Source organism: Burkholderia sp. LS-044, assembly GCF_004803625.1.
Taxonomy (GTDB): Bacteria; Pseudomonadota; Gammaproteobacteria; order Burkholderiales; family Burkholderiaceae; genus Burkholderia; species Burkholderia cepacia.
This window is the reverse complement of sequence record NZ_SSWO01000002.1, coordinates 480,511-501,833: the sequence shown is the minus strand read 5'-3', so window position 1 is coordinate 501,833 and position 21,323 is coordinate 480,511. Positions and strand designations below refer to the sequence as shown.

Here is a 21,323-nt window from a genome sequence, read left to right as displayed (position 1 = left end):
GCGAACGATACGTCACCGACTGTCCTGCTCGCACGCCGATGTCCGCATCGGCGCTGCCACGCTTTCAGAGACCTGCAATGGAAACCTACGTGTTGCTCGGCTGCGGATTCGGCCTTGGCCTGTTGATCGCCATCTGGGGTATCTGGCAACTCAAGTAACGCTCGCCAGCCGCGTCCGTGCGCAAGCATTCCGTATGGAGACGGACGCGAAATCGTAGTGTGCGGCGCTCATTTCTCAACTCCTTCGCACTCCGACCCGGCCATCCGGCAACTTCGGCTACCCGTGCCGGCTTCCGTTCGAAAGCAAGCGTGACCGAGCCGCATCGAAGCGTGCGCACTCGGCCTTGAGCCAGTCCGAAAAAACCGTGATGCGCGGATCGTCGGGATTGCGTGACAACAGCATGTAGCGCGCCGGCGCACGCACATGCCTGCCGAAAACATCCACGAGCCGTCCGCTCGCGATCTCGTCATGTACCAGCGCGGCGCGCCCCATCGCGACGCCCTGATGGTTCAGCGCGGCCGTGATTGCCAGGCTGGAGAAATTGAACTGCGGGCCGTCAAGATGCGCCGTCCACGCGGGACGCACCGCGTCCAGCCACGTGCGCCACTCCACGAACTCGGGTGCGCCGCCCCACGGAGCCGCGTCGTGCAGCAGGACGACGCCGTCCAGCGACTCCCCGCCGGCAAAGGACGGATGCTGCGCCAGATACGCGGGCGTGGCGACCGGAAACAGGATTTCGTCGAGGATGGCCTCGGCATGCAGCCGCCCGTATTGCACCGGGTCGTAGCGCACCGCCACGTCGATGTCGTCGGTCTCCATGGCCTGACGATCCAGCACCTGAAACTCGGCCTTCACGCGAACCGGCACGTCCGGTTGCAGCCGATGAAATTCGGACAGGCGCGGCATCAGCCATTGCAGCGCGAGCGACGGCAGACAGCTCACCTGCAGTGGCGCGTCCGGCATGCCGAGCGCCTGAAGCGTGCGATGGATGTCGCCGAACGCGCTCGACATCGTTCCGAGCAGGGTCGCGCCCTTCTCGGTCAACTTCAGCCCGCGCGCCTGACGCACGAACAGCGGGTAACCCAGCCGGTCCTCCAGGTTCCGGATCTGCTGGCTCACGGCGCTTTGCGTCAGGTTGAACGCCTGCGCCGTCTTCGTGAAGCTCAGCAACCGGCCGGCCGTTTCAAAGCACAGCAACGCACCAAGGATCGAACCATCGAGTCGCATCGTTATAAGTCAGGCTAATGCATTCATTAGAAATCGGCGCTTTTGCGCAACCGGTTCGAATCGTAGCATTCAAGCCTGATTCGCCGTTCATCCGACGCAAGACCGATCCATGACCTTCACGCTCCAGCCTTCCGATCTATTAGCCAAGCTGCAATCCCGCCACCCGCTGCTGTGGCTGAACCCCCACGCCGGCAGCCCGCTGCCGCACGACGCACCGGCGATCGACGCCATTGCAATGGCCGAAGCACGGCTGGCGCGCTGCGAACCGCTGATGGCCGAGCTGTTTCCCGAACTCGCGGCGAGCGCGGGAAAAATCGAATCGCCGCTGATGCCGGCAGACAGCCTGCAGCGCAGCTTGTCGCTCCCGGAAGACGAACACGGCGTGTGGTTCATCAAGCGCGACGACGCACTGCCGGTCGCCGGCTCGATCAAGGCGCGCGGCGGCTTTCACGAAGTGCTCGCGCTCGCGGAGTCGATCGCGATCGAACACGGCCTGCTCGAACCCGCGGGCGACCGTCGGCTCCTCGCCTCGACCGCCGCACGCGAACTGTTTGCCGCGCACACCGTCATCGTGGGCAGCACCGGCAATCTCGGCCTGAGCATCGGCGTGATGGCCGCCGCGCTGGGGTTCGAGTCGGTCGTTCACATGTCGACCGACGCGAAGCCGTGGAAGAAGGCGCGCCTGAGAGCACGCGGCGTTCGCGTGATCGAACATGACGGCGACTACGCGCAAGCCGTCGCGGCGGGACGCTCGCAGGCACGCCATCAGCCGCGCAGCCACTTCGTCGACGACGAAGGCTCGCTGATGCTGTTCCTCGGCTACGCGGCCGGTGCCCGGCATCTCGCCGCGCAGCTCGCCGGGGCGGGCCGCAGCGTGGATGCGGCGCATCCGCTCTTCGTCCATATCCCGTGCGGCGTCGGCGGCGCGCCGGGCGGCATCGCCTATGGTCTCAAGGCGCTGTTCGGCGAGCACGTGCATTGCTTTTTCGCGGAACCCGTCGCTTCGCCGTGCATGCTGGTCCAGCTGGCCGCCGGCCCCGGGAAGCCCGTATCCGTCTACGACGCGGGGCTCGACAACCGGACCGAGGCCGATGGCCTGGCAGTCGCGCAGGCGTCGCACCTCGTCAGCCCGCTGATGGCGTCCCAGCTGTCGGGCGTCTTCACCGTCAGCGACGCGCAGCTTTACGCGCAGTTGCTCGCGGTCCGGCGCGCGACGGGCGTGGAACTCGAGCCGTCGGCCGCCGCTGCCGTCGGCGGCCCCGGCTGGCTGACGCACTCCCCGGCCGGAAAGGACTACGTGCATCGCCACGCGATCGACCTGCGCCGGGCGACGCACGTCATCTGGGCAACGGGCGGCTCGCTCGTGCCGCCGGAAGAACATCGCCGCTTCCAGTCTCATGCAAACGCGCTCGCCGGTGCCGCGCCCGGCGCGTGATCCACTCAGGCCGGTGCGTCCAGCCCCGTTCCCGAAGACGCGTTAGACTGTCCGGATGGAACAATGCCGTTATTGCCAGAGAATCCGCGATGAATGGGATTGCCACGGTGACGAATGCCGCCGGGCAATCGCCAAGGCGCTGCGCCGGCAGCGCGCGGGCCTGCCCATGGTGCCCGATCGCATCCGCAACGAACTGCCGTCCGGCGCGCCGACCCAGCAGGTGATCGCCGTGCTGTCGCGCCAGCGCCTGCGCGCGCGGCGCGGCAACGAGGAACGCCGGGAACGCAAGGAAATCGACGACGACGTCTGACCCGTCGGCAACGCCGCCTGTCGGCCGCCTCTCCACCCGCGCATTCGCCGTCGGGCACCCGTCCGTGTACGCCATCCGCGTCGCGCGCATTCGCTCCGCTCCCTTGCAAATCCGGCAACATCGAATAGGGACGGAACGCGCATATCCCGGAATTATTACTCCAGCGACAACGATCTTTCACCAAAACTCACGTTTACCCTAGGTCGACCGGCGCCTACGATGTAATCAACCGCTTACGACATGGTGTCGAACGCGGAAAGCCAATAAACATCGGAGGTCATCATGAAATCGCTCGTTTCCGCAGTCGTTGCCGCTGTCGCCCTGTCCGCATCGTTCGGCGCATTCGCCCAAAGCACCGTCACCCGCGCGCAAGTGAAGAACGAACTGGTTCAGCTCGAACAAGCCGGCTACAAGCCGAGCCAGGCGAGCCCGCACTACCCGGCCGACATCGAAGCCGCGCAAGCCCGCGTGCGCGGCGCCGACAACAGCGGCTACGGTGCGCAACCGGCCGCGACCGTCCAGGGTGGCGCACCGGTCGTCAAGGTGCAGAACCCGCGCGACTCGGTCTACTTCGGCCACTAAGCCTGCCGCCGCGCGCCTTCGCGCGCAGCCTGCACCATCAACGAGCCCGTCCCGCGACGGGCTCGTTGCGTTTGCATCGCACGTATCGTGCGGCCGGCCGTCACCGGCTTTCGCCCGACGCGACGCGGCCGGCCGCTTCGTCCGCGCCGCCGCCGGCGGCACTCCCGCTGCCGACCAGTTCCTGGTAGCGCACGTATGCACATTGCGCAGACGCCTTCGCCGCGTACATCGCCGCGTCGGCCTTGACGAGCAGTTCCTCGGCGGACGCGCCGTCGGCCGGAAACTCGCTGACGCCGATGCTCGCGCCGACGGCCATGCGCCGGTCGCCGAACTCCAGTTCTTCAGCCATCACGAGCTGGATGCGCGACGCGACGTCGCCGATCACCGCCGGTGAGCGCACGTCCGCAATCAGCACGATGAATTCGTCGCCGCCGAGCCGCGCGACCATGTCGCCGCCGCGCAGCACGAGGCTCAACCGCTTGGCGACCGCGACGAGCGCGCGGTCGCCGGCCGAGTGCCCGTGCTGGTCGTTGATCTGCTTGAAGCGGTCGAGATCGACGAACATCACGGCCAGCCCCTCATGCATCGCGGCCGCACGCCGGATCGCGGCATCGAGCTGCTCCATGAACAGCAGGCGGTTCGGCAGCGCGGTCAGCGCATCGTGGCCGGCGAGGTGCGTGAGCTCCAGCTGCTTCGCGCGCAGCATCGCGACCTGCGTGCGGATCTCGACGCGCATGCTGTCGAAACAGCGCGCGAGCACGCCGATCTCGTCGGCGCGCCCGACCGGCAACTGCTCGGCGGCCGGATCGTCGAACACGTGCGTCGCCGCGCGCGCGAGCGTCTGCAGCGGCCGCGTGATCGCACGCGCGAACAGGATCGCGAGGATGACCGCCATCAGGCTCGACACGAGCACCATCCGGATGATCCGTTCGCCGAGCACGCCGGCCGGCGCCAGCACGTCGGCCAGCGGGCGCCCCATCCCGAGCACGACGAAGCGGTTGCCCTCGTCGTGCCCGAACGGCGTACGCGCGAACGCGAACATCTGCCCCGGCGCATCGGCGGGATCGGTCAGGCCGTTGAGGGTAACGTTCGTGCGGGCGCTGTCGAACAGCGCGCGCGTGACGGCGAAGCGGTCCTGCATCAGCACGCGCCGTCCGCGATCGAAGCCGAACGTCTGCGACGGATCGGGGTGCACGAGGAAATCGCCCCACTCGTTCGCGAGATACACCGCGTAGTCTTCCGGCAGATCGCGCTCGAGCCGGTCGAACACGCGCGACAGTTCGACATCGACGACGAGTGCGCCGACCGTCTGGCCCGACGCGTCGACGACCGGCGTGCCCACGCGCAGGATCGGCAGCCCCTCGGCCGCGTGCGTTCCCGTCTCGTGGTTGATCACGATCGGCGACAGGTAGATATGACCCGGTGCCGTCGCGAGCGTATCGAATACGTAGGAAAACTGTCCTTTCTCCTGGAACGCGCTGTCCGGCAGCACGACGATGCCGTGCGCATCGCGATCGACGCGAATGCGTTCGATCCCGAAATCCCCGCGCGCGATCAGGCGAACCTGCAGGTATTCCGGGTGATTTCTCATGAAGCTGTAGAACACCTGCTCGAGCTCGAGCCGCGCGCGTGACGCGCCATCCCGGTTGTCGCCGCCCGAGACCAGCGCGCACGACGGCATCTGCGCGAGCACGAGCGCATCGTCCGCGACGTCGGACAGCGCGGTGGTGAAGCGTTGCCCGAGCAGTTGCGTCGACATCAGCAGGCTGTGCTGTGCCTCCTGCACGAGCATCGCGCGGTTCGCGCGATATGCGTAATAGCCGGTCGTGCCGGACGCGATCACGCCGATGCATGCGAACAGCACCGACAGTTTCGATGTGAGCCCGAGCCGGATCATTTTCCGAACCGCTCCGGACGGTCGCCCGACACGATGCGGCTCCACAGCGATTCGCGTCGCGCGATGTCCTCGACGGGCTGGAGCCAGACGAGATGCTGGTGCCCGGTGTCGAGGCCCGGCGGCGGCGCGAGCGTGTTCGCGAGGCCCTGGCGCTCGGTCAGCAGCGCGCCGATCGCCGGTTCCAGCATGTAGTTGATCCACGCGAACGCGAGCTCGGGATGCTGCGCGCCGCGCGTGACGGCCCAGCAGTCGAGCCACGCGAGCGCGCCTTCGTCCGGGATCACGTAGCCGACGTCCGCGCCGGCGCGCCGCAGCAGTTCCACCTGCTGCGTGCCGTAATTGCCGAACATCAGCGCCGCGCGATGCTCGACGAACAGCGCGGTCGCCTCTTCAGGAAGCGTGTAGTACGTCAGCAGGTTGCGGCGCAGGTCGATCAGCTTGTGCGCGACGGCGAGCGTCTGCGCGGGCGACAGGCGGAACGGATCGGGATAGCCGAGCGCCAGCGCCGTGAACGAAAAATTGTGCTGCGCGCTGTTGAAGTCGAGCACCTTGCCGCGGTAGCGCGGATTCCACAGCTCCCGCATCGAGCGCGGTGCGGCGGAAACCTGCCTGCGGTCGTAGATCAGCCCCATCGACGAATACGTAAACGGGATCGCACGGGCAGCCCCCTCTTCCACGAGCCCGTCGATCATCGCGAGTTGCTGGAAGTTCGGCAACTGCCGCCGCCGGTTCGGGATGCGCGACAGGTCGATCGGCGCGAGCAGACGTTCGTGCGCGTAGCGCTGGATCTCGGCCGTGTTTGCGGCCAGCACGTCGTACGGCGGCGGCGCCGCGCTGTGCATCCGCGTCCACAACGCTTCGTCGGAGTCGACGAACGTCACTTCGACGCGTACGTGAAATTGCGCCTCGAATGCGCTGACGACATCGCTGTCCGCATAACCGGGCCATGCGAGCACGCGCAGCACGTTGTCGTTGACGGCTTCGGGAGAGGCGGCGAAAGCCGGCAGGCCGGGCGCGAGCAAGCCCAGTGTCAATATGATGAGCAGCCTGCGCACGGCGCCGCGGGCGCGCGTACGTGCGCCGATTCCCCTGACTAATCGGACCCCGTGTGAATCGCCCGGCTGCATTCGACGTCCTTTTTCGAGTCGATGCGATATCCCGCAACGAGACCATAAAACGCATCGCCGCGCAATCGGCAGAAGCCGCACGCAGCGCGTGCGCGGCGACGACGGCGCCGCTTCGCCGGCACATCGCCGCACACGCATGAAACGCCGTCGGGCGAGCGGCCAATGATCAGTCGAAAGCGCGCCGTCGTCGCTTCACCGGTTCGGGAACCGGCCCGTCACGCTTGCGCATCGCGATGTCCGTCGATGGCGCGCGGCACGCCCAGCGGATTCGCATCGCGCAGCGCATCGGGCAGCAGCGCATCGGGCACGTCCTGATAGCAGACCGGGCGCAGGAAGCGGCCGATCGCGAGGCTGCCCACCGATGTCGAGCGGCCGTCCGACGTCGCCGGATACGGACCGCCGTGCACCATCGCATGCGCGACCTCGACACCCGTGCCGAAGCCGTTCACGAGAATGCGCCCCGCGCGCCGTTCGAGCAGCGGCATGAATGCACGCGCCGCGTCGTGATCGCCGTCGTCGACATGCAGCGCTGTCGTGAGCTGCCCGTCGAGCCGCTCGACGAGCGCATGCATCGTGTCGAGATCCGGGCAGCGCACGACGAGCGATGCGGGGCCGAACACTTCGTCGTGCAACCCGGGCTGATGCGCGAACCGGTCGGCCTGCGTCGCGAACAGCGCCGCGCGGCCCGCATGACGGATCCCGTCATCGGCCGCCGCGCCGCGCGCAAGCAATTCGACACCGGCCTGCGCACCAAGGCGCACGACCGCCTCGTCGTACGCGCGGTGAATGCCGGGCGTAAGCATCGCAGCCGCGGGCAGATCGGCCAGCGTGGCGGCGGCGGCGGCCTCGAAGCGCCGCAGCGCGGGGCCGTCGACGCCGAGAATCAGGCCCGGATTCGTGCAGAACTGACCGACGCCGAGCGTCAGCGCCGCCGCAAATGCGCGGCCGATCGCCTCCGCGCGCGCGTCGAGCGCATGCGCAAACAGCAGCACGGGATTCACGCTGCTCATCTCCGCGTAGACGGGTATCGGCTGCGGTCGCGCAGCCGCGAGCGCCATCAGCGCGACGCCGCCGCCGCGCGAGCCCGTAAAGCCCACCGCCTGGATGCGTGGATCGCGCACGAGCGCGGCACCCACCTCGTAACCGTCGTCGAACAGCAGCGAGAACGTGCCATCCGGCATCGCACATGCCTCCACGGCTTGCTGAATCGCGCGACCGACGAGCGCCGACGTGCCCGGATGCGCGGGATGCGCCTTCACGATCACCGGGCAGCCGGCCGCCAGCGCCGACGCCGTGTCGCCGCCCGCGACCGAGAATGCCAGCGGGAAATTGCTCGCACCGAACACGGCGACGGGGCCCAGCGCGACGTGCTGTACGCGCAGGTCGACGCGCGGCAGCGGCTGACGCGCCGGCTGCGCGGGATCGATGCGCACGCCGACAAAGTCGCCCGCCCGCACGACCTGCGCGAACATCCGAAGCTGCGCGACGGTGCGGGCGCGCTCGCCTTCGATGCGCGCGCGCGGCAGACCGCTTTCCGCGACGCAGCGCTCGACCAGTGAATCCCCGAGCGCGAGCAGCCTCTCGGCGATCGTGTCGAGAAACGCCGCGCGCGCGTGCAGCGACGTATGCGAATACGCGTCGAATGCCTGTGCGGCCAGCACGCAGGCTGCGTCGACGTCCTGCGCCGATGCGCGGCCGAACACGGGGGCAAGTACCGCGCCGGTCGCCGGGTCGATCGCCTGGAATCCCGCGGCGCCGGCCGCGCTGCGTCGACCGATCAGGGAAGCGCCAGAAATCTGCATAAATCGTCCTCGTTGAACATCGTTGAATCGTGAAATCGTTGAACCGTGCCGTCGCGCGCAGCGCTCAGCGGCCCCAGCGCAGCACAAGCGGATCGAGCGAGCCGGCGATCCGCAGCAGGCTCGCGCGCGTGTCGGGATGCATCGACGGCAGCGGATGACGCACGGCGTCCGACGCGATCACGCCGCCCGCCTTCATCAGCACCTTCGCGGTCGCGATGCCGCCTTGGCGGTTCTCGTGATTGATGAGCGGCAGCCAGCGCCCGTACTCGCGCTCGGCTTCGTCCGCACGGCCGGCCGCCCATGCGTCGACGATCCGGCGGATCCCGTCCGGATACGCGCCGCCCGTCATGGCCCCCGTCGCGCCTGCTTCGAGATCGGCCATCAGCGTGATCGCCTCCTCGCCGTCCCACGGCCCGACGATCGCGTCGCCGCCGAGCGCGATCAGCTCGCGCAGCTTCGCGGCCGCCTGCGGCACCTCGATCTTGAAGTACGACACGTTCGGAATCTCGATCGCCATCCGCGCGAGCAGCGCGGCAGGCAGGTGCGTGCCGCTCGCCGGCGCGTCCTGGATCATGATCGGGATGTCGATCGCATCGGAGACGCTGCGGAAGAACTCGACGATCGCCGCCTCGCCCGCGCGAAACGTCGCACCGTGATACGGCGGCATCACCATCACCATCGCGGCGCCCGCGTCCTGCGCGCGGCGGCTGCGCTGCGCGCACACGGTCGTGCCGAAATGCGATGTGGTGACGATCACCGGCACGCGGCCGGCGACGTGCTCGAGCACACAGTGCATCACCGCATCGCGCTCGTCGTCGGCGAGCGAGAACTGCTCGGAGAAATTCGCGAGCACGCACAGGCCGTTCGATCCCGCATCGATCATGAAGTCGACGCAGCGGCGTTGTCCGTCGAGGTCGAGACGGCCGTCGTCGGTGAAGATCGTCGGCACGACGGGAAACACGCCACGAAAGCGCGCGGATGAAATGTTCGGTTGCATCAGTGGCACTCCTTGCCGCAGAGGATTCAAATCAGGTGATCGCGCCGATCTGCCACGGCACGAATTCGTTCTGCCCGTAGCCGTGCAGCTCGCTGCGCGTCGCGTGGCCGGACGCCGCGTCGAGCATCATCCGGAACAGCGTCGCGCCGAGCGCGTCGATGCGCGCGCCGCCGTCGAGCACATCGCCGCAGTTCAGGTCGATGTCGTCGGCCTGCCGCCGCCACAGCGCGCTGTTGGTCGCGAGCTTCAGCGACGGCGTCGGCGCGCAGCCGTATGCGGAGCCGCGCCCCGTCGTGAAGCAGATCAGGTTCGCACCGCCCGCGACCTGCCCGGTCGCGGAGATCGGGTCGTAGCCTGGCGTATCCATGAACACGAGCCCTTTCGCGCGAACGGGCATCGCGTATTCGTAGACGTCGACGAGATTCGTGCTGCCGGCCTTCGCGATGCCGCCGAGCGATTTCTCCAGCACGGTCGTGAGACCGCCCGCCTTGTTGCCGGCCGACGGGTTGTTGTTCATCGCCGCGTGATGGCGCGCGCAATAGTCCTCCCACCAGCGGATCCGCGCGACCAGCTTCTCGCCGACGTCGCGCGACTCCGCGCGGCGCGTGAGCAAATGCTCGGCGCCGTAGATCTCCGGCGTTTCGGACAGGATCGCGGTGCCGCCGTGCTTCACCAGCAGGTCGACCGCCGCGCCGAGCACGGGGTTCGCGGTGATGCCCGAATAGCCGTCGGAGCCGCCGCATTGCAGGCCGACCGTCAGGTGGCTCGCATCGACGGGCTCGCGCCGCACGTCGTTCGCGGCGGCCAGCATCGACTCGACGAGCGCGATGCCCTTCTCGATCGTCTTGCGCGTGCCGCCGCTGTCCTGGATCGTGAACGTGCGCAGCCGCGCGTGCTCCGTCAGCCCCTGGGTTTCGAGCAGGCGCGGAATCTGGTTGGTTTCGCAACCGAGCCCGATCACCAGCACGGCCGCGAAATTCGGATGGCACGCATAGCCGCCGAGCGTGCGCTGCAGGATCGCGAGGGCGTCGCCGTCGGGGTCGACCGCGCAGCCGACGCCGTGCGTCAGCGCCACCACGCCGTCGACGTTCGGATACGCGGCGAGCGCGTCGGGGTGGATGTCGCGGCGGAAATGATCGGCGACAGCGCGCGCGACCGTCGCCGAGCAGTTCACCGACGTCAGGATGCCGATGTAGTTGCGCGTCGCGACCCGGCCGTCGGCGCGCACGATGCCGTCGAACGTCGCGCGCTGCGCCTCGGGCACGAACGCGGTATCGCGGGTGCCTTCGCCGAACGCGTAATCGCGCGCGAACTCGCCCATGTCGAGGTTGTGCGTGTGGACGTGCTGGCCGGGCCGGATCGGCTGACTCGCGAAGCCGATGATCTGGCCGTAGCGGCGCACGGGCGCGCCGGCGTCGATCGCGCGCGTCGCAATCTTGTGACCGGGCGGGATCAGCCCCGCGACGCTCACGCCTTCGTCGTCGAGGCGCGTGCCGCTGACGAGCTGCTCGACGGCGATGACGACATCGTCGGCGGGATCGAGCCGGATCGCGCGCGTGCGCGACGCGGCCGGCGGCTGCCGGGTTTCGGTGGGAAGTGACGACATGGTTCGGTTCCGGTTGAATCGGGCGACGGGCTTCAGTCGAGGCCCCGGTCGCGGTAATCGATGAGGCTCGCGCAGACGGCCAGGCCGAATGCCGCGACGACGAAGAACATCAGCGCAAGGAAATAGGTGCCGGTGAACTGCACGATGAGGCCGATCAGGATCGGCACGATGACGCCGACGATGTTGCCGCCGAAGTTCATCGCGCCCGCGAGCAGGCCCGCCCGGGACTGGCCGCCGAGCGCCGCCGGCACGCCCCAGAACATCCCGCACCAGCGGATGAAGAACAACGCGACCGACAGCAGCACGACGACGCTGACGAGCCCCGTCGCGAAGCTCACCGCGAGGATCGCCGCGGCGGACGCGAGGCCCGCGACCGAGAACATCGCGCGCATCACGCGGTTCGGCGCGCCGCCGGCCGCACGCCACTTGTCGGCGAGCCAGCCGCCGAACAGCTCGCCGACGAAGCCGCACATGAAGATGATGAAGGTCGCGCCGCCCATCTGCTTGAGGTCGAAGCCGTGCGCCTTGTGCAGGTAGCTGGGCATCCACGTCATCAGCCCGTAGAACACGCTGTTGTAGCAGGCCCAGCTCGCGAACATGAACAGCACGGAACGGTCGCGCAGCAGTTCGCGAAACGGCACGCTGCCCTTCGGCTCGCCCGCGCGGGCCGCGGCCGCATGCGCGGTCACGTGCTCGAGCTCGGCCGCGTTCACGCCGGCATGCTCGGACGGATGGTTGCGGATGTACCACCACGCGAAGATGCCGACGACGATCGTGCCCGCGCCCGCGACGACGAACGCGAGCCGCCACGAGCCGAGGCCCGCGATCAGCGCGGTGATGATGATCGCACCGCACGCCGAGCCGAGCGGCGCGCCGCCGTCGAGCAGCGCGGCGCCGCGGCCGCGCTCGGCCGGCGTGAGCCACGTACCCGCGAGCTTCGCGCCGGCCGGCATGATCGGCGATTCGGCGATGCCGAGTCCGAGCCGCGTCAGCAGCAGCGGCACCCAACTGAAGCACGCGGCCGCGACGGCCTGACATGCGCCCCAGCCGATCGTCGCGAGGCCGACGATGGTGCGCGCCTTGAAGCGGTCGACCAGCAGCCCGCTCGGGATCTGCATCAGCGCGTACGTCCAGAAGAACGCGCTGAGCAGCACGCCTTCCATCGCGGGCGACAGGCTGAATTCGGTCGAGATGATCGGCAGCGCGACGGACAGCGACGCGCGGTCGATGTAGTTGATCGACGACAGCAACAACAGCAGCCAGAAAATCCGCCAGCGCACGGCCGTCGGCGCGGCGGTCGAGGCATGGGCCGTCGGGCGGGGTCCGGCTGAGTCTTCGAGGTGCATACGTGTCTCCAGTGGGAATGGGTCGCCGGTCACGCTTTCTTCGAAGCGTTGGCCAACTAATATATTAGTTGGCGATTATAGAGATACCTTCCGGTGCCGATACGGGGGTAAACCCCGGAATCGATCGATCGAGAATCCGCCACCGATCCGCCGAAATCGGTATGCGCACTAATATACTGATCGACCGGCACCCACCGAGGACGCCGGTCGCCTGCCACCCTCTAGCCCATTCATGAAGTCAGAACGCACCACCCAGGACACCTTCATCGCCCGCCTGATCCCAGCCGAATTCACGCTGGACCGCTCGCAGGCCCTGTCCGTGCAGATTCACGCGCTGTTGCGCGACGCGATCGTGACGATGACGCTGCTTCCGAACGACGTGATCTACGAGCGCGCGATCGCGGAGGCGCTCGGCGTGTCGCGCACGCCCGTGCGCGAGGCGCTGCTGCAGCTTGCACGCGAGGAGCTCGTGCTGATCGCCGCGCAATCGGGCACCTTCGTCGCGCCCGTGAAGCGCGAGCAGTTCGTCGAGAGCGCGCTGATCCGCAAGGTGCTGGAAACGGCCGCGATCCGCCGCGCGGCCGAAGTCATCAGCGCGCGCGAGCTCGAACAGCTCCACGACATCCAGGATGCGCACCGGCGCGCGATCGAACGCGGCAACGCGGTCGCGGCGATCGCGTGCGACAACGCGTTTCATGCAACCGTCAGCGCGGCCGCCCGGCTACCGCGCGTGCAGCAGCTCGTCGAGATCGTGCGCGCGCCGATCGACCGTGTGCGGCACGTGACCGTGCGCGATCCGATCGTCGGCGAGGTCACGCTTGCGCAGCATCAGAAAGTGCTCGACGCGCTCGAGCGGCACGACGCCGATGCGGCCGAGCGCGCACTGCACGAGCATCTCGACGATGCGTACGCACGGCAGCAGCGCGCGTATGACGAGCATGTCGCGTTGTTCGAAGGGCTTTGATGGTGGTAGCGGCGGCCTGAAACGCGGCCCGCGGCAGCGGGCCTGTCGCACCGCTCGCCTGCTGCCGGCGCGCTAGCGCCACGCTTGCGTGAACTCCGCGATCACGCGCGACAGGTGCGCGCGCATCGCGTCGCGGGCCCCTCCCGCATCGCGCGCCATGATCGCCGCGAAGATCCGCTGGTGATCCTCCTGCGACGCCTCGCGCAGCGCGGTCGAGTGAAAGTGCTCCTCGATCTTGTCCCACAGCGGATCGCTGCGCGCGCAGTCCCACATCGCGGTGACCATGTGCAGCAGCACCGTGTTGCCGGTCGATTCCGCGATCCGCAGGTGGAACTGGCGATCGGCCGCGTCGTATGCAGCCTTGTCGTCCATCTGCTCGCGCATCGTCGTCAGCGAGAAAAACAGGCGATCGAGATCGGCATCCTTGCGCTCGGTCGCCGCGAGCGCGGCAACCTCCGCCTCGATCAGCCCGCGCGCGCGCAGCGTCTCGATCGGCCCCGGGCCGCGCGGCACCTCGAACGTCACCGGCCGCGCGGCATCGGCCGCCGACACGTAGATGCCCGAACCGATCCGCACCTCGACGATCCCCTGCACTTCGAGCGCGATGATCGCCTCGCGCACCTGCGTGCGGCTCACGCCGAACTGGTCGGCCAGGCTGCGCTCCGACGGCAGCCGCGCGCCGGCTTCGAACGCGCCGGCGGCCACCATCGCGTGAATCTGCCGCGCAAGGCCGATATAGGAGCGGTCCGCGGCATCGGTGTCGCGGTTGGCGGGCAGGCTGGAAAGATCGGTCATCGAAAGGCTCTCAACAAGCTGGCCGGCGCCGTCGCGGCGCCGGATCGCCAAAATGGTACACCAATTCCGGCCCGCATCCGGTTCGGCCTGTCGGCCAGCTCGACTGGACGCTCCCGGAAGCGTCGTTCCGGCCAATCCTGAATCGGACAACTGGTAAACCACTATCCCACACAACTGGCATACCAATCATAATCCGCACACCGACGACGGGCCGGCACACTGCCGCCCGGTCGCCCGATGCATGAACCGCCAGCCAGGAGCCGCTCCAGTGAAGATGTCTTTCCGTTGGTACGGCGAGTCCGATCCGGTCTCGCTGCAATACATCCGCCAGATTCCGGGCGTCACGCATATCGTGTCCGCGATCTACGACGAACCGGTGGGCGAAGTCTGGCCCGCGCACAAGATCGACACGCTGAAGGCGACGATCGAACGCGCCGGCCTGCAGTTCGAAGTCGTCGAATCGGTGCCCGTTCACGAGGACATCAAGCTCGGCAAACCGGGCCGCGACCGCCTGATCGACCACTACCGGCAGACGATCCGCCATCTGGGCGCGGCCGGCATCCGCGTCATCTGCTACAACTTCATGCCCGTGTTCGACTGGACGCGCACCGAGCTGTCGAAGACGCTCGACGACGGCTCGACCTGCCTCGCGTTCAGCACCGATGCGGTCGACCGGATCGATCCGGACGACGGCATCGCGCTGCCGGGCTGGGATTCGAGCTACCAGCCCGAACAGTTGCGGGCGCTGCTCGCCGAGTATCGCGACGTCGACGAGGCGGCGCTGTGGGCGAACCTCGAATACTTCCTGAAGGCGATCGTCCCGGTCGCCGAGGAAGCCGGCGTGAAGATGGCGATCCACCCCGACGATCCGCCGCGCCCGATCTTCGGGCTGCCGCGCATCGTGAAGAACCGCGACGATCTCGCACGGATCGTGCGCATCGTCGACACGCCCGCGAACGGGCTGACGCTGTGCTCGGGCTCGCTCGGCGCGGGCCCGCAGAACGACGTCGAGGCGCTCGTGCGCGAATTCGGCGCGATGGGCCGCATCCACTTCGCGCATATCCGCAACGTGAAGGTCGACGCGAACGGCGATTTCGAGGAAACGGCGCACCTGTCGAGCTGCGGCTCGCTCGACATCGCCGCGATCGTGAAGGCGTACCACGACACCGGCTTCACCGGCTACGTGCGCCCCGACCACGGCCGCATGATCTGGGGCGAGACGGGCAAGCCCGGCTACGGCCTCTACGACCGCGCGCTCGGCGCGGTCTACCTGAACGGCCTGTGGGAAGCGCTCGCGAAGTTCGACCGCACGCCGTCGCCAGTCACCCGATAACCCGCCCATCGCGGCGGCCGGCGCAGCGGATCGCCGGCCGCCCGTCACGACATTCCGCGCGGAGACACCCCATGCCACGCATCCGATGGGCCATGATCCTGATGTGCTTCCTGGCCAACGTCATCAACTTCATCGATCGCGCGAACCTCGCGATCGCGGCGCCCAGCATCCGCGCCGACCTCGGCCTCGACGCGGTCGGCATGGGGCTCGTGCTGAGCGCGTTCTTCTGGACCTACGCGTTCCTTCAGTTGCCGGCCGGCTGGTTCATCGACAAGGTCGGCGTGCGCGTGAGCCTCGCGCTCGCGGTCGGCTGGTGGTCGGTGTTCACCGTCGCGACGGGCGCCGCGCGCGGCCTCGCGCAACTCGTCGGCGTGCGGCTGATGCTCGGCGTCGGCGAAGCGGCTGCGATCCCGTCGTTCGCGAAGGTCGCGTTCAACTGGTTCCCGCGCAGCGAACGCGGGCTCGCGAGCAGCATCTTCGACAGCGGCTCGCGCGTCGGCTCCGCGCTGTCGCTGCCGCTCGTCGCGTGGCTGATCTCGATCGTCGGCTGGCGCGGGTCGTTCGTGATCACGGGCGGCATCGGCATCGTGTGGGCGCTGGCGTGGTGGTTCGTCTATCGCGACCCGGAACGCTATCGCGCGATCGCGCCTGACGCCGTCGATGCCCTGCTCGCGCAGCGCGGCGCACCGGCCGTTGCGGCCGCAACCGACGGCCCGAAGGTGTCGTGGCTCGACCTGTTCCGCTATCGCACCGTGTGGGGCATGATGATCGGCCTGTTCTGCCTGAACTTCGCGATCTACTTCTTCATCACGTGGTTCCCGAGCTACCTGCTGCAGTCGCGCGGCTTCTCGCTCGCGTCGCTCGGCACGTGGGGCATGCTGCCCGCGCTGCTCGCGATTCCGGGCGGCTGGCTCGGCGGCTACGTGTCGGACAGCCTGTTCCGCCGCGGCTGGAGCGCGACCGCCGCGCGCAAGACCTGCCTCGTGCTCGGGATGCTGCTGTCTTCGTCGATCGCGCTGTCGGCCTTTGTCGAGAACGTCTGGGCGTGCCTTGCGCTGTTCGCGCTCGCGTATGCCAGCCTGTCGTTCGCGGGCGCCAACGTATGGACGCTCGTCGGCGAAGTCGCGCCGACGCCGGCGCATGTCGCGTCGCTCGGCGGCATCCAGAATTTCGCGGGCAATCTCGCGGGGATCTTCATCACGACGTTCACGGGCGTGATGCTGTCGATCACGAAGGGCTCGTTCGTCGTGCCGCTCGCGGTGGCCGGTGCGTTGTGCGTGGTCGGCGCGCTGTCGTACCTGTTCATCGTCGGTAAGGTCGAGCCGCTGCCGCCGCTGCGCGGCGGTGCGAACCGGCGGAACGTGGAGCCGAACGCGGCCTGACGCGGCAAGAACGCGCGGTCGGCACGCGTGCACTTTCCTTTTCGGGCCGCGCATCGGACAATGAGCCGCGCCCGCCGGCGCGGCGCCAGTCCGGCCCGCGCGTGGCGACGGCGCGCGCCACCCTCGCCGATGAAACGCTACGAAACCCTCGCCCACACGATCGCCGACGACATCCGCAACGGCAACCTCGCCGTCGGCACGCGCCTGCCGTCGCTGCGGCAGATCATCGCGCAGCACGGCGTGAGCCAGTCGACGGTGTTTCGCGCGTACTACCTGCTCGAACAGTGGGGGCTGATCCGTGCGCGCGAACGCTCGGGCTACTACGTCGCGCCGGGCGCAACGCCGGAGGCGGGCCCGTCGCCCACACGCCGCGCGAAACGGGCCGGCGCCACGCGCAAGGTCGACATCAGCAGCCTCGTGTTCTCCGTCCTCGACGCGGCCACGCAGCCCGGCATCGTGCCGCTCGGCTCCGCATTCCCGTCGCCGCAACTGTTTCCGTTGCCGCGCCTCGCGAAATCGCTCGCGCAGGCCACGCGGCTCGTCAGCCCGTGGAGCGCGGTCGTCGACCTGCCGCCCGGCAACGAGGCGCTGCGCCAGCAGATCGCCCGGCGCTATCTCGCGACGGGCATCTCGCAGCCCATCGACGAGATCGTCGTCACGAACGGTGCGCTCGAGGCGCTGAACCTGTGCCTGATGGCCGTCACGCGGCCCGGCGACGTCGTGGCCGTCGAAGCGCCCGGCTTCTATGCGGCGCTGCAGGCGATCGAACGGCTCGACCTGCGCGCGGTCGAGATTCCGGTCGATCCGCGCACGGGCCTCGATCTCGATGCGCTCGCGAACGCGCTCGACCGGCACGACATCCGCGCGTGCTGGTTCATGACCAATTTCCAGAATCCGACCGGCGTCACGCTGTCCACCGAAAAAAAGCGTGCGCTCGTCGAAATGCTCGCCGCACGCGACGTGCCGCTGATCGAGGACGACGTATACGGCGAGCTGCATTTCGGCCCCGACTACCCGCTGCCCGCGCGCGCGTTCGATCGGCACGGACTCGTGATGCACTGCAGCTCGTTCTCGAAGACGCTCGCGCCCGGCTACCGGATCGGCTGGGCCGCCGCCGGCCGGTTCGCGGAGAAGGTGCAGCGGCTCAAGCTGATGACGACGCTGTCGGCCAGCATTCCCGCGCAGGCCGGCATCGCGAACTATCTCGAGCACGGCGGCTACGACCGGCACTTGCGCAAGCTGCGCGGCGCGCTGCACGCGCAACTCGACCGGATGGACGACGCGCTGCGCCGCTGGCTGCCGGCCGGCGTCGAGTGGGTGCGGCCCGAAGGCGGCTATTTTCTGTGGCTCGCGTTTCCCGACGCGATCGACGCGATGGAGCTGCATCGCCAGGCGATCGCACGCGGGATCAGTTTCGCGCCGGGGCCGCTGTTTTCGGCCGCGCACGGCTTCGAACGTTGCGTGCGCGTGAACTTCGGCCATCCGTGGAGCCGCGACATCGAACGCGCGATCCGCGTGCTCGGCGAGCTGGTCGCGCAGCCGTCGGTCCGCAAGGGCGCTTGAAGCGCGCACGGTGCGCCGCCTGCGTCACGACCCTGCACGCAACCCGTGCGCGGGTTACAGTGCTGATCCCGCCGCCTCTTCATGACTTCCCATGAGTCAACTGCCCTACCTCGATCACGACGCGCTGTTGAAACTGGCCACCGAAGCAGCGCACGTCACGCAGCCGTGCACCTGCACGAAAACGCCGCTCGCCGGATGGACGACCTTGCCGCTGTCGCTGCAGGACGCGCAACTGACCGAAGTCGCCACGCTCACGCCGCCCGGCGAGGCTGAGCCGACCTACGCCGAATATCATCCGGCCGGCACGCGCTACGCGTCGGACGACGCGCCGATCGCACTGCGCCATTTCCCGTACAACCGCTGCACCGTGAGCCGCTGCCGCACGTGCGGCCGGCTGTTCCTGCGCTACCAGGAAGGCGGCGGCTACTTCATCGACCAGCGCATCCGCGCGCTCGATCCGGCGCTCGTCGTCGACGCCGACGCGTAAGCACCCGTCACGGGCATGCACGCATGCCCGGCCCGCGCCGGCCGGCACCGGCCCGCACCGGCCCGCACCGGCCTTTCGCCGGCCATCTGCTGCGCCCTTTTCGTCCCGATCTGCTGCTTGTCCCGCCGCCCCGCGTTCCCTACGCTGTCTCCGGTTGCCTGACACCCGTCGCAACGCCCTCCCGAGCCGTGCGCATCGTGCCGTGGCTCCTCTCGCGTATCACGTCATGTATCGATATACCGTTTTCGACCGGGCGCTCGTGCACAGCCGCGCCGCCCAGTTTCGCGACCAGCTCGAGCGCTGGCAGCTCGGCACGCTGAGCGAAGACGCGTTCCGGCCGCTGCGCCTGCAGAACGGCTGGTACGTGCAGCGCCACGCGCCGATGCTGCGCGTGGCCGTGCCCTATGGCGAACTGTCCAGCGCGCAGCTGCGCGTGCTCGCGCGGATCGCGCGCGACTACGATGTGCCCGACGACGCCACCTACCGCGCCGCATGCGACGCGCAGGCCCTGCTCGGCACGCTGCGCCTGCCGACCCGCAGCGCGCATTTCACGACGCGCACCAACGTGCAGTTCAACTGGATTCCGCTCGCCAGGGCCGCCGACGTGATGGACCTGCTCGCGACCGTCGACATGCACGGCATCCAGACGAGCGGCAACTGCATCCGCAATATTTCGTGCGACGAGCGCGCCGGCGTCGCGCCGGACGAGATCGCCGATCCGCGCCCGTTCGCCGAGGTGATGCGCCAGTGGACGACGCTGCACCCCGAATTCGCGTTCCTGCCGCGCAAGTTCAAGATCGCGATCACCGGGGCGGCCGAGGATCGTGCCGCGACCGACTGGCACGACGTCGGCCTCAAGCTCGTGCGCGACGACACGGGCGCACTCGGCTTTCGCGTGAGCGTGGGCGGCGGGATGGGCCGTACGCCGACGATCGCGACGCTGCTGCGCGCGTTCCTGCCGTGGCAGCACGTGATGAACTACATCGAGGCGATCGTCCGCGTGTACAACCGCTACGGACGGCGCGACAACAAGTACAAGGCGCGCATCAAGATCCTCGTGAAGACCGAGGGGCAACGCTACATCGACGACGTCGAGGAAGAGTTCCGCCAGATCGTCGAACACGACGGCGGGCTGCACACGATCTCCCAGGTCGAGTTCGACCGCGTCGCCGCGTCATTCGTCGCGCCGTGCCTCAAGCCGCGCACGGTCAGCCTGCGCGACGCGAACCTGCGCGTGTCGGCCCAGGCAGCACACCATCCGGCCTTCGCGCGCTGGCTCGCACGCAATGTCGCCGATCACCGCGACCCGGCGCTGCGCATCGTCACGCTGTCGTTCAAGCGCCGCCTGCAGGCACCGGGCGACGCATCGCCGGACCAGCTCGATGCGCTCGCCGATCTCGCCGACCGTTTCTCGGCCGGCGAGGCGCGCGTCACGCACACGCAGAACGTCGTGCTGCCGTGGGTGCATGTCGACGACCTGTTCCTGCTGTGGGAAAACGCCCGCGCGATCGGGCTTGCCAGCGCGAACGTCGGACTCCTGACGGACATGATCGCGTGCCCCGGCGGTGACTTCTGCGCGCTGGCGAACGCACGCTCGATCCCGATCGCCGACGCGATCGCCGAGCGCTTCCAGGATCTCGACATGCTGCACGACGTCGGCGACATCGACCTGCACATCAGCGGCTGCATCAACTCGTGCGGCCATCATCACAGCGGCCACCTCGGCATCCTCGGCGTCGACAAGGACGGCGCCGAGTGGTACCAGGTCACGCTCGGCGGCTCGGACGGCTCGACCGCGAGCGGCCCGGCGCGGCCGGGCAAGGTGATCGGCCCGTCGTTTTCGGCGGACGAGATCGTCGATGTCGTCGAAGCGATCGTCAACGCGTACCTCGACGCGCGGATCGACAGCGACGGCCGCAGCGAACGGTTCATCGACACCGTCCGCCGCATCGGCACGGAACCCTTCAAGGCCGCGGCGAACAACGCGCGCCATCAGGTGGAGCCCGCATGAAGCCAGAACATCCCACCGAACGCATCCGGCTGCTGACGCCGGTCGAACATGCCGCCGATACGCAGCGGCACGACGCCGCGACGCTGACGATCGGCAACGACGAGGAACTGCCGCCGCTTGCCGCGCAAATCGCACAGGCCGCGCGCATCGACCTGCAGTTCCCGTCGTTCACCGACGGCCGCGCATACAGCCAGGCGTACCTGCTGCGCAAGCGCTACGGCTTCGCCGGCGACCTGCGCGCGACCGGCGAGGTGCTGGTCGACCAGTTGCTGCTGATGGAGCGCACCGGGTTTTCGAGCGCGGTGCTCGGCGACGGCACGGACATCACGGCCGCGCGGCGGCAGCTCGACCGGTTCCCGGGCTTTTATCAGCGCGATGCGAGAACGACGATGCCGCAGCAGAACGCGGCAACGCCCGCCGCAAAATGAAACGGGCGGCACGCTGGCCGCCCGTACGAAG

At 68.6% G+C, this 21,323-nt stretch carries 18 protein-coding genes; 10 read left to right on the top strand and 8 right to left on the bottom strand.

Going from position 1 to position 21,323, the window contains the following annotated elements; translation table 11 throughout:
• Positions 1 to 276 precede the first annotated feature (276 nt).
• On the bottom strand, positions 277 to 1,227 hold the full coding sequence (locus E9536_RS07370; protein WP_136469587.1) for a LysR substrate-binding domain-containing protein: 951 nt from the start codon (positions 1,225 to 1,227) through the stop codon (positions 277 to 279).
• Between the two features lie 109 nt (positions 1,228 to 1,336).
• On the opposite strand from E9536_RS07370, the gene E9536_RS07365 reads away from it, so the two are divergent.
• The 3 genes from E9536_RS07365 (at position 1,337) to E9536_RS07355 (ending at position 3,554) form a co-directional block, all read left to right on the top strand.
• Positions 1,337 to 2,662: a D-serine ammonia-lyase gene (locus E9536_RS07365; protein WP_136469586.1), complete on the top strand. Its 1,326-nt coding sequence runs from the start codon at positions 1,337 to 1,339 to the stop codon at positions 2,660 to 2,662.
• A gap of 55 nt (positions 2,663 to 2,717) precedes the next feature.
• Positions 2,718 to 2,972, top strand: a complete 255-nt coding sequence (locus E9536_RS07360; protein ID WP_027791787.1) for a hypothetical protein — start codon at positions 2,718 to 2,720, stop codon at positions 2,970 to 2,972.
• Between the two features lie 282 nt (positions 2,973 to 3,254).
• Positions 3,255 to 3,554 (top strand): DUF4148 domain-containing protein, encoded by a 300-nt coding sequence (locus E9536_RS07355; RefSeq protein ID WP_027791788.1) that lies wholly within the window; start codon positions 3,255 to 3,257, stop codon positions 3,552 to 3,554.
• 100 nt (positions 3,555 to 3,654) lie between these two features.
• On the opposite strand, the gene E9536_RS07350 is transcribed toward E9536_RS07355, so the two are convergent.
• The 6 genes from E9536_RS07350 to E9536_RS07325 all read right to left on the bottom strand — a co-directional run bounded on the left by E9536_RS07350 (position 3,655) and on the right by E9536_RS07325 (position 12,329).
• Positions 3,655 to 5,451: a GGDEF domain-containing protein gene (locus E9536_RS07350; protein WP_027791789.1), complete on the bottom strand. Its 1,797-nt coding sequence runs from the start codon at positions 5,449 to 5,451 to the stop codon at positions 3,655 to 3,657.
• Positions 5,448 to 6,578 (bottom strand): extracellular solute-binding protein, encoded by a 1,131-nt coding sequence (locus E9536_RS07345; RefSeq protein ID WP_136469585.1) that lies wholly within the window; start codon positions 6,576 to 6,578, stop codon positions 5,448 to 5,450. The genes E9536_RS07350 and E9536_RS07345 overlap by 4 nt, the downstream gene beginning before the upstream one ends.
• A 215-nt stretch (positions 6,579 to 6,793) precedes the next feature.
• On the bottom strand, positions 6,794 to 8,380 hold the full coding sequence (locus E9536_RS07340) for an aldehyde dehydrogenase (NADP(+)) (protein WP_059683764.1): 1,587 nt from the start codon (positions 8,378 to 8,380) through the stop codon (positions 6,794 to 6,796).
• Positions 8,381 to 8,444: 64 nt separating this feature from the next.
• On the bottom strand, positions 8,445 to 9,377 hold the full coding sequence (locus E9536_RS07335) for a dihydrodipicolinate synthase family protein (protein ID WP_136469584.1): 933 nt from the start codon (positions 9,375 to 9,377) through the stop codon (positions 8,445 to 8,447).
• A gap of 31 nt (positions 9,378 to 9,408) precedes the next feature.
• A complete protein-coding gene (locus E9536_RS07330) occupies positions 9,409 to 10,983 on the bottom strand; it encodes an altronate dehydratase family protein (protein WP_059683767.1) in 1,575 nt (524 codons plus the stop codon).
• 32 nt (positions 10,984 to 11,015) lie between these two features.
• A complete protein-coding gene (locus E9536_RS07325) occupies positions 11,016 to 12,329 on the bottom strand; it encodes an MFS transporter (RefSeq protein WP_059683769.1) in 1,314 nt (437 codons plus the stop codon).
• A gap of 232 nt (positions 12,330 to 12,561) precedes the next feature.
• On the opposite strand from E9536_RS07325, the gene E9536_RS07320 reads away from it, so the two are divergent.
• Positions 12,562 to 13,293, top strand: a complete 732-nt coding sequence (locus tag E9536_RS07320; protein ID WP_059697363.1) for a GntR family transcriptional regulator — start codon at positions 12,562 to 12,564, stop codon at positions 13,291 to 13,293.
• A gap of 72 nt (positions 13,294 to 13,365) precedes the next feature.
• On the opposite strand, the gene E9536_RS07315 is transcribed toward E9536_RS07320, so the two are convergent.
• Complete coding sequence (locus E9536_RS07315; RefSeq protein WP_059697364.1) at positions 13,366 to 14,088, bottom strand: FadR/GntR family transcriptional regulator; 723 nt, start codon at positions 14,086 to 14,088, stop codon at positions 13,366 to 13,368.
• A gap of 268 nt (positions 14,089 to 14,356) precedes the next feature.
• Here E9536_RS07315 and uxuA point away from each other — a divergent pair, with 268 nt between their 5' ends.
• The 6 genes from uxuA (at position 14,357) to E9536_RS07285 (ending at position 21,292) form a co-directional block, all read left to right on the top strand.
• Complete coding sequence (uxuA, locus tag E9536_RS07310; RefSeq protein WP_174413983.1) at positions 14,357 to 15,421, top strand: mannonate dehydratase; 1,065 nt, start codon at positions 14,357 to 14,359, stop codon at positions 15,419 to 15,421.
• A 71-nt stretch (positions 15,422 to 15,492) separates the two neighbouring features.
• Complete coding sequence (locus E9536_RS07305; RefSeq protein WP_027791793.1) at positions 15,493 to 16,803, top strand: MFS transporter; 1,311 nt, start codon at positions 15,493 to 15,495, stop codon at positions 16,801 to 16,803.
• A 129-nt stretch (positions 16,804 to 16,932) separates the two neighbouring features.
• Positions 16,933 to 18,366 carry a PLP-dependent aminotransferase family protein gene (locus E9536_RS07300; protein WP_136469583.1) on the top strand — a complete coding sequence of 478 codons (1,434 nt, stop codon included), beginning with the start codon at positions 16,933 to 16,935 and terminating at the stop codon, positions 18,364 to 18,366.
• Positions 18,367 to 18,457: 91 nt separating this feature from the next.
• Positions 18,458 to 18,853 (top strand): hypothetical protein, encoded by a 396-nt coding sequence (locus tag E9536_RS07295; protein WP_060319655.1) that lies wholly within the window; start codon positions 18,458 to 18,460, stop codon positions 18,851 to 18,853.
• A 226-nt stretch (positions 18,854 to 19,079) separates the two neighbouring features.
• Complete coding sequence (locus tag E9536_RS07290; RefSeq protein ID WP_059697367.1) at positions 19,080 to 20,864, top strand: nitrite/sulfite reductase; 1,785 nt, start codon at positions 19,080 to 19,082, stop codon at positions 20,862 to 20,864.
• A complete protein-coding gene (locus E9536_RS07285; protein WP_136469582.1) occupies positions 20,861 to 21,292 on the top strand; it encodes a DUF934 domain-containing protein in 432 nt (143 codons plus the stop codon). The genes E9536_RS07290 and E9536_RS07285 overlap by 4 nt, the downstream gene beginning before the upstream one ends.
• Positions 21,293 to 21,323 lie beyond the last annotated feature (31 nt).